Annotated in this window: 10 protein-coding genes and 1 pseudogene; 5 read left to right on the top strand and 6 right to left on the bottom strand. The window is 65.8% G+C overall.

All coding sequences use genetic code 11. From position 1 onward, the window contains the following. Positions 1–258: 258 nt before the first annotated feature. Positions 259–711, bottom strand: a complete 453-nt coding sequence (locus tag AB0K21_RS08585; protein WP_364148848.1) for an NUDIX domain-containing protein — start codon at positions 709–711, stop codon at positions 259–261. Positions 712–1,078: 367 nt separating this feature from the next. On the opposite strand from AB0K21_RS08585, the gene AB0K21_RS08580 reads away from it, so the two are divergent. From AB0K21_RS08580 to AB0K21_RS08565, 4 genes and pseudogenes are all read left to right on the top strand, one after another. Further along, positions 1,079–1,333 (top strand): hypothetical protein, encoded by a 255-nt coding sequence (locus AB0K21_RS08580; protein ID WP_364148846.1) that lies wholly within the window; start codon positions 1,079–1,081, stop codon positions 1,331–1,333. A 235-nt stretch (positions 1,334–1,568) separates the two neighbouring features. Beyond that, on the top strand, positions 1,569–2,951 hold the full coding sequence (locus AB0K21_RS08575) for a hypothetical protein (protein ID WP_364148844.1): 1,383 nt from the start codon (positions 1,569–1,571) through the stop codon (positions 2,949–2,951). A 256-nt stretch (positions 2,952–3,207) separates the two neighbouring features. Then, positions 3,208–4,391: pseudogene (locus AB0K21_RS08570) on the top strand (ISL3 family transposase); the annotation flags it as partial. Positions 4,392–4,429: 38 nt separating this feature from the next. Next, entirely contained in the window at positions 4,430–4,783 is a 354-nt protein-coding gene (locus AB0K21_RS08565) for a winged helix-turn-helix domain-containing protein (protein ID WP_343975218.1), read from the top strand. A 106-nt stretch (positions 4,784–4,889) separates the two neighbouring features. Here AB0K21_RS08565 and AB0K21_RS08560 read toward each other — a convergent pair whose 3' ends face one another. From AB0K21_RS08560 to AB0K21_RS08540, 5 genes are all read right to left on the bottom strand, one after another. Further along, a complete protein-coding gene (locus AB0K21_RS08560; protein WP_343975163.1) occupies positions 4,890–5,126 on the bottom strand; it encodes a helix-turn-helix transcriptional regulator in 237 nt (78 codons plus the stop codon). A 1-nt stretch (position 5,127) separates the two neighbouring features. Then, entirely contained in the window at positions 5,128–5,736 is a 609-nt protein-coding gene (locus tag AB0K21_RS08555; RefSeq protein WP_364148842.1) for a DUF2975 domain-containing protein, read from the bottom strand. Between the two features lie 336 nt (positions 5,737–6,072). Then, positions 6,073–6,279: a DUF397 domain-containing protein gene (locus tag AB0K21_RS08550; RefSeq protein WP_364148840.1), complete on the bottom strand. Its 207-nt coding sequence runs from the start codon at positions 6,277–6,279 to the stop codon at positions 6,073–6,075. 35 nt (positions 6,280–6,314) lie between these two features. After that, positions 6,315–6,521, bottom strand: coding sequence for a DUF397 domain-containing protein (locus tag AB0K21_RS08545; RefSeq protein WP_343975155.1), 207 nt, complete (start codon positions 6,519–6,521; stop codon positions 6,315–6,317). After that, positions 6,512–7,339 (bottom strand): helix-turn-helix transcriptional regulator, encoded by an 828-nt coding sequence (locus tag AB0K21_RS08540; protein ID WP_364148838.1) that lies wholly within the window; start codon positions 7,337–7,339, stop codon positions 6,512–6,514. The genes AB0K21_RS08545 and AB0K21_RS08540 overlap by 10 nt, the downstream gene beginning before the upstream one ends. Positions 7,340–7,631: 292 nt before the next feature. On the opposite strand from AB0K21_RS08540, the gene AB0K21_RS08535 reads away from it, so the two are divergent. Beyond that, positions 7,632–7,922: a hypothetical protein gene (locus tag AB0K21_RS08535; RefSeq protein WP_343975148.1), complete on the top strand. Its 291-nt coding sequence runs from the start codon at positions 7,632–7,634 to the stop codon at positions 7,920–7,922. Positions 7,923–8,103 lie beyond the last annotated feature (181 nt).

The raw sequence follows: 8,103 nt of genomic DNA, 5'->3' as shown, positions 1-8,103 counted from the left end.
GCGCGTCCACGGCCAGGACCCTTCAACTACTTCGGTCCCGGCACGTCCGACCTTCTGCCCGTCTTTCTGCGTCGTCTTCTGCCATCCACACTCGTCCGGGCAGTTCGTCGTGATGCCTACGTCCTGCTCTGCCCTGGTGGATCCGTTCCTTGCGATGTCAGAAACTCTACCCCCACCCAGCACTGATGTCTACTTCGACCACTACAGATTTTCGGTTCCGGAGAAGTGAGGACTGAGCTTTCACGTCCCGGGAGCAGGTCAGTGGCGGGTCGCGGCCCAGTCGTGGATGGCCTCGGCGGTCTCGTCGGTGAGGTCGGAGTCGGACAGCTCGTCGAGAGTGATCCACCGGTAGGACTCGTGCTCGTCGGACAGGAAGATGGGATTCGTGTCGCCGGAAAGAGCGAAGGTGAACTGGCGGGCCTTGCGCCCTGCCCCGGACACGTAGTCGAAGGCGGCGACGAAATCCCGGTCGAGGGCGAGCGGGCCGCTCCAGCCGATCTCCTCGGCCAGTTCCCTGGCCAGCGCCGACCGGAGGTCCTCGCCGTCATCGACACCGCCGGAGGGCAGTTCCTCGATACCGGGCAGGAAGTCGTCACCGGAGGAACGGCGCAGGATCAACACCCGCTCGTCGCGATACACGACGGCGCCGACCACAAGCTTCTGAATTCCGTCACGGTCGGCGTCGTCGACGAGGTGCTGAAGATCGGCCATCTGGCGAGGTTAGCGCCCCTCACCGCGTCGGTGTGGGCCAGCCCCTCCTGGTCATCGCCAGCGGGGACGGCGATCCGCAGCGAGGTCGCAGCCAGACGGTCGCTGACGGGCAGATCGCCGCGGATCGGGCCACGGTGGTATGTCGTGACCGGAGAACGCGGGCTCTGGAAGGCGGGGTAGGTGTGCAGCGGCGGCATCGAGTCACACGTTTCGACATCGGTGCAACCTCGCTCCCGCAGGATCCGGAGCAGGTCCGCGCGACTGAATCCGGCGAGGTGCGGGTCGACGGTGAAGACGAAGGCATACAGCGTGCTGGTACGGTCCAGGCCGGTAGGGGTGAGGACCCGGATACCGGTATATCCGGCGAGTGCCTTTTCCAGGCGAATGGCGTGGCGTCGGCGGACGCGCCTGCCCGCCCGAAGACAGCGGCGGCCCCGAAGGGTTCGCCGACCTGCTGCGCGCGCTATGGCACAAGAAGGGCAGCAAGTACCGCCAGACGCGTGACATTCTCGGCGCCAGCCGCTGGGACGGCGCCGCCTGGGATCGCCAAGAGGTCAACGACCAGCTCGCCGAGCAGCGGCCATGGTGGCCACCCGGCAAGCTGCCGACGCACCTGTCCTGATGTGGTCAGCGGCGGGCCGGTGACAGCCGCTGAATTGGAGCTAATACTGACAAAAGCGAACTGCGGGGCACGGAGCAAGGGCGAGCGGTGCCACCGCAAAGCTCTGAGATGAGAGCGGCGGCCGGGACTCGAGAAGGATAGGGGGAGGGGATCGGCAACCGGTTGAGCACCGCAGCCATGCGCAAACGCAGACCGCCGGTGTTCCGCTTGTGCTTGCCCCACGATGGAGGTTGCGATGAGTTCTGATCTCATACCCGATTCGCCCGTTCCAGGGTCCGGGTTCGTCTCGTCCCAGGGCGCCCCTTCCGCTCCATCTGCGGAGACGCTGACGTGGTCGGCCACGCAGCGCTACGGCGACCTCGAGATCGGCTTTGGTAACGCCATCCGAACCTGGCCAGTTCCCGACGGCAGCACCCACCCTTCGGGGATCTGGCGCCTGGGAACCATGCCCGGTAACAACCGCTGGGCCGCGGGCATGCACTTCGGGCCCGGCAGCCCCGGCGCACTGCCCGGGGCAATCAGCCTCCGGGATGTCTCCAGCGATCAGAGTCTGCTGCGCCGACCCGTCCGCTGGCAGTATCTGGGCCCGCTCCCCTCCGCAGGCGCGCTGTGGCGGCCGATCCCACCGGAGGGCTACGTAGCCCTGGGTGATATCGCCGTGCGCAACGACATGCCCCCGGAGCAGTATGCCGGGTACGCCGACACCGTCTGCGTCAAACGCGTCCACAACGGCCGCAGCTATGTACGCCCCGCCGAGTGCGGCCAGCAGCTGTTCGAGGCCGGCGGATGGCGACTGTGGTCGATCGTCACCCCGCACCATCCCGACGACGACCTGGAGGAGCGCCTGATCCTGCCTTTGGGCTGCTTCACCGCCGTGAACTCCTCCGGCCGCCCTGCCCCCACGCCGGTCACCTGGATCCTGGATCTGCCGGCGGTCATCGACCGGCGACCAGGCCCGGAGATTCCCGAGCTCACCTCGCACGCCCGGCCGCCGGCTCAGGCCCTCATCACCGACCGGACCGTGACCGTGCCCTATTTCATGGTCAAAGACGATGCCCGCGACGTCCAGTGGAAGGTCACGCACTCACCCTTCTACCGAATTCTGCGCAGGCGGCACTACGAGCTGGTCCTTTACCGCGACAACCGCAACGGCACTCTGCCGCAGCCAGAGCGCCAGGAGGTCACCACCGGCGTCACCAGAGAGGTCAGCGATGCCTTCTCCCGGTCGGTAGGCATCACCGTGGGAGTTCAGGTGGGCGTCGAAGTCAGCGCCGCGCCCCTCGGCGTGGGCGTCTCCACCACCGTGACCAACTCCGTGTCCACCTCCATCGAAACCGGCTACGAACGCCGCAACACCGTCTCCACCATGCGCGAGGAGACCAAAGATCGCGGCCTGAACATCCCTCCGCACAGCTCCGCCTGCCTGTGGATGGAACATCACACCCTCACCGCCATGCGAGGCAACGGCGACAGCCTGGGCCCCAGCGCCTCCCTCGGCTTCCTCACCGACTACTACGTCACCGGTGAATACCCCGGAAGGTCCGGCACCACCTACTTCGAGGAAACACCCGACGGCAACCGCGTCGAACGACCGGCCCGCCATCTGCCGCCCGAATAGCCGCACCACCATCTATGGCCCTTTCACGAGGGTCCCGACACGCCCCAGCTCTTCGCGAACAAGGAGGGGTCTGCCACGCGCCAGACCCCTCCTTCGCGGTCTGGCGCGCGGCGGACCGCGAGGAGCACCAACCTGCAGAGATCGGGTCTGTCAATTAAACGGCTCTGTCCCGTATTCGATGGTAGCGCTGCGTGATCACCTGTCAGCCTGAGGCGTGCTGGAGATCGACGATCTGATGGGTGTGGTGTTTTCGGGCCTGTCTGCCCTGGTCATCGAGGATGTAGAGGACGAGGACGATCACATTCGGATCATGGCCCATACTCGGGATGAGCCGATGCCGTGCCCAGTGTGCGGGGTGCTGACCGGCCGGGTGCATGGCTTCTGCGGCCGGACGGTCGCGGACGTCCCGGTCGACGGGCGGCGGGTGCTGGTCTCGGTGCGAGTAGTACGGCGGCTGGTCTGTCCGGCACGGAAATGCCCACGGCAGACGTTCCGTGAACAGGTGCCCGGGCTGCTGGAGCGCTATCAGCGCCGTACCAGCCGGCTGACCGGCCAGCTGGGCGCGGTGGTGAGAGAGCTAGCGGGCCGGGCGGGCGCTCGCCTCTCACAAGCGCTGGACGTCGCGGTGTCGAGGTCCACGGCGCTGCGGCCACTAACGCGGCTGCCGCTGCCACCGCTGCGGATCCCGAGGGTGCTCGGGGTCGATGATTTCGCCTTGAAACGCCGCCACCGGTACGCCACCATCCTCACCGACGCCGAGACCGGCGAGCGCATCGACGTTCTGCCCGGTCGCGGTGCCGACGCCCTTGAGGCGTGGCTACGTACCCACCCCGGAGTGGAGATCGTCTGCCGGGACGGTTCGGGTGCCTACGGCGAGGCGATACGAAGGGCGTTGCCAGATGCGGTGCAGGTTAGCGACAGGTGGCATGTGTGGAAGAACCTCTGTGACAAGACCCTCGCCGAGGTCCGCTCCCACAGCTACTGCTGGGCCACGGTCAACCCGGCTCGGCCTGCCGGTGTCCGGGAGCAGACCACCCGCGAACGCTGGCAGCAGATCCACGACCTGCTGCACAAGGGCGTCGGCCTGCTGGAATGCGCACGCCGTCTCAATCTGTCTTTGAACACCGTCAAGCGCTACGCCCGCACCCGTGAGCCCGAGGCGCTGCGCCGCGCTCCGCGCTACCGGCCCACCCTCGTTGATCCTTATCGCGATCACCTGCGGGAGCAGCGCGCCGCCTAGCCGACCTCCTCCAGCTGTTCCGTGAGATCAAGGAACTCGGTTACACGGGCAGCCTCAACCTGCTCTACCGCTACATCACCCAGGGCCGAGCCGAGAGGGACCGGCCCGTCATCACCCCACGCCGTCTCGCTCGGCTCCTGCTCACCCGCCCCGACAAGCTGCGGGAGGGCGACACCCGGCTACTGCGGGAACTCACGAGCGATGGCGCAGGAACTGGCAGGCCGGCGGGGCCGGTGCGCTGCGCTCGCACGGGCCGGCCTCCCTACCCCGGCTCGGCGAGCGGCAACTCGCCGAACTGGAACAGGAACCGACCAAGGGGCCGAGCGCGCACGGCCGACCCGGCCGGCGCTGGACCTTGGCACGCATCACGGCCGTGATCGGGCGGCGCTTCCACCTGCCCTACACCCTCCAAGGCGTGCGCAAGCTGCTGATCCGCAACGGCTACTCCTGCCAGGTACCGGCCCGGCGTGCGATCGAGCGCGATGCGGCGGCGGTGACCGGCTGGGTGAAGGAGACCTGGCCGAACGCGGAAGATACGCGGCGGCGCTCGGCGCCTGGATCGTCTTCGAAGACGAGACCGGCCTGTCGATGACGCCGTCCATCATGCGCACCTGGGCACGGCGCGGCCGCACCACGGTCATCACCGTACGAGGCCGCTCCCGACGCCGGATCTCGATCGCGGCCCTGGCCTGTTTCGGCTACTCGCGGCCGGGCCGACTCTCGTAGGTGAGGAGATCGCCGGGCTGACACCTAAGCTCGCGGCAGATCGCGCTCAGCGTGGAGAATCGGATCGCCTTGGCCTTGCCGTTCTTGAGGATCGACAGATTGACGATCGTCACGCCGACTCGATCCGCCAGCTCGGTGAGTGTCATCTCCTGCTCGGCGAGCAAGTGATCCAGGTGGACGCGGATGCGGTGCTCGGCATCGGGCGGCATGTCAGACGAGCCCTTCCGCGTCCTCGCGCAGGCGGGCGCCCCTTTTGAAGATCGACCCCAGTGCGATCACGAGGAGGGCAAACCCAATGGGGGCCGGAGTGAACGGCCAGTCAGTGTCGATCATCCCCCCGGCGGAGGTCCCGTCCACCATGATTACCGCCACCAGCGTCCTGAGCGGCTCGACGAGCAGGCCGTATCCGGCCACGCATCCGGACATGATGAAAATCCGGCGAGCGTTACGCGGCACGAATGGATCACCGGACCTGAGGGTCCGGGCGATCTGCCACAGCAGAAATGCGATGATGGCGGTCAGCAGCGCCGTCACCACCGATGGCATGTTCAGCAGCAGGATCTGCCACCGCGCCGGACGGTCAAGCGAGAGATAGGCGCTGTAGTCCAGGCCGATCCTCAACGGCCCTACCTGCTGAGGGTTGGTGAAAGGCCACTCCCGTAGCCGGGGTACCTCCATCACGGCGGGACCCGTGTGGGTCACTCCCGAGGCCATCCATCCGGCGCCGAGCAGGGCGATGACACCAATCGCGAAAGCCAGATAGATCAGGTTCTCAAAAATCACCCACCAGGTACGGATCGACCATGCTCGCAGTCTCACCCATCCCATAAACCGCCCCTTATCGTTTATCGTTAATAACGATAAACGATAAGGGGTGTTCAGTGAAGAGTTAATCTCTTGGCTTACCAGACTGGTGGCGGCCGGCCGAGTCGGGGAGCGCCGGATAGGCGAGAAGATGTCAACGGCCAAGTGCGTGCGAGTCTGCCCACTCTCCGCGCAACGCGGTTTCTCAGACTTCATATCCCGGCTCATCCCGGCAGCGTTACTGGACGCACAAAACCCCCGACCGGTTGACCGATCGGGGGTTGCGATAGTGAAAAGGACGAAATCCTATTCGCCATTAAGGGATAACCGAAAAGGGTTCAATCCCGGCAATCAGCTCAGGCGGTCGAAGTCTCCCGCCTTGATGCCGTGGACGAAGGACCGCCATCCGGCGGGGGTGAGGAGCAGGTTGGGGCCGTGCGGGTCCTTGCTGTCGCGGACCGCGACGGCACCGGGCAGGTTGGCGGCGACCTCGACGCACTGGCCGCCGTTGTCTCCGGAGAGTGACGACTTCCGCCACACGGCGGTACTCAGATCCATCCCTGTCTCCTTCCTGTTTACGGCCTTCGAGAGAGTCAGACCAGGCGGTCAAACTTCCCCGACTTGATACCGCCGACGAAGGATCGCCACTCACCGGGAGTGAAGAGCAGGTTGGGACCGTCGGGGTCCTTGCTGTCGCGAACCGCGACAGCACCGGGCAGGTTCGAGGCGACTTCGACGCACTGACCACCATCGTCTGCGGAGAGCGATGACTTCCGCCATACCGCGACACTCAGGTCCATTCCTGCCTCGCTTCCTCGATCATTTTGAGGGACATGTGGTCAGGATAAGCCCATCCACGTATCGCTTCATAGCGATTCCATATCGGGGTTACGACGCTGGGATCAGCCGAAACCTGTCCTTCCACTGCAGAGCCTGCATGAATCGCATCCGGCTGGTTGTCCGGAAGTTCCGCGATCATGAAAGGGCCCACCATTCCGGAGAGGCAGAGCCGATCGACGAGTTGGACGGAGACGGAGGGACGCTGGGCGATCTCTAGCAAGTAGGTGAGCTGTTCCCACATTACCTCCGGACCGCCGACATTACGGCGCAGCACACTTTCGTCGATGAGGGTAAGAAAAAGTGGGGGATTGTCCCCTTCGAGGATTTTCTTACGCCACATGCGCGCCTTAACCCGCTCCTCTATCTCCTCCGGGGTGATCCGAGGGGCATGCTTGAAGATCGCTCGGGCGTACGCCTCGGTCTGCAGGAGGCCGGGGACGAGCAGCGGATCCCACGAGCGCATGACGAGGGCGAACGGCTCGACCTCCTGTGCCCAGCTCATGAACCAGACCGGGCCGCCATAGCGGGCAACGATGTGTTCGCGCAGGTCCACGAAGTACGTGCTGCCGTCGGTGCCGAAGAGGGCGTCCAGGCGCTCGGCGTCGGACTTGGACGGGGTGCGGGTGGCGCTCTCCAGGCGGCTTATCTGGGTCTGGGTGCAGCCGAGGCGTCTGCCCACAGCGCTCTGGGAGAGCTGGGCGGCCTCGCGCAGGCGGCGCATCTCGGCGCCGAAGCGCGCCCGGGGGGAGCCCGGGTCCGGGGGGATCTCGTCGCTCATCGCATTCCTCCTGAAATAGAGAAAAACGGATTTTTAGTTATAGCGGCGATTCCAGGCCCTGGTATGGGGAAACCCTCGCCCGACATTCCAGAGCATCCACCGGGGTGCCAATCCAGCAATGAATCCACCTGCCACGCGGGCAATCTAATCACACGTCTTCTCGGTTCGACAGGACGAAAAAGAAAGCATCCTCATACCTTTAAATCAGGGGCGAGAACGAGTGATGAACGATCAGAACGGTGACCTTTCGCGCCTCGGTCGTGTTCGCCGGGGGCATCCGGAGGACAGGAGCGTGACGGCGGTCGAGCGGCGTGCGCGATTCGTTCATCTGACCCGGCTCAGCTGGGATCTGCACGGCCTCGGGGTGTGCACCTCGCTGGTCCTTCCGGTGGCCGGGCAGCCGATTCTGGAGATCCGGACGGCGACGGGCACGGCACTGGTCAGGATCACGGTCGTCCGGCGCTACTGCGGCTGGGCGTTCGTCTGGCGGCCCTGGTGGGCGCGGCTCTGGCAGCGCGGCGAATGGGTCTGGGCGGAGGCCGACAACGCGGCCGACATGATCATGTCAGCGGTGACCGCATGAGACCCGAGCGGGAGGCACCGGGGAAAGAGGACGGTTGCCCCGGCAACGGAGCCTCGAAAACGCCGGGGGAAGAGGAGGACTGCCCCGAACGCCACGGTGACAGGGTTCCGAAAAAGCCAGGGGAAGAGGACGGCCACCTCGGACATCGCGATGATGGGACTTCGACGGTGCTCGGGGAAGA

Origin of the sequence: Streptosporangium sp. NPDC049248 (assembly GCF_040678965.1) — a bacterium.
Classification (GTDB): Bacteria; Actinomycetota; Actinomycetes; order Streptosporangiales; family Streptosporangiaceae; genus Streptosporangium; species Streptosporangium fukuiense.
This window is presented reverse-complemented; position numbering and strand designations above follow the sequence as displayed.

Excerpts from the sequence above, each read along its gene's own strand:
- AB0K21_RS08585 (WP_364148848.1), bottom strand. The coding sequence starts at position 711 with ATGGCCGATCTTCAGCACCTCGTCGACGACGCCGACCGTGACGGAATT.
- AB0K21_RS08540 (WP_364148838.1), bottom strand. The coding sequence starts at position 7,339 with ATGAGCGACGAGATCCCCCCGGACCCGGGCTCCCCCCGGGCGCGCTTC.
- AB0K21_RS08550 (WP_364148840.1), bottom strand. The coding sequence starts at position 6,279 with ATGGATCTGAGTACCGCCGTGTGGCGGAAGTCGTCACTCTCCGGAGAC.
- AB0K21_RS08575 (WP_364148844.1), top strand. The coding sequence starts at position 1,569 with ATGAGTTCTGATCTCATACCCGATTCGCCCGTTCCAGGGTCCGGGTTC.
- AB0K21_RS08545 (WP_343975155.1), bottom strand. The coding sequence starts at position 6,521 with ATGGACCTGAGTGTCGCGGTATGGCGGAAGTCATCGCTCTCCGCAGAC.
- AB0K21_RS08560 (WP_343975163.1), bottom strand. The coding sequence starts at position 5,126 with ATGCCGCCCGATGCCGAGCACCGCATCCGCGTCCACCTGGATCACTTG.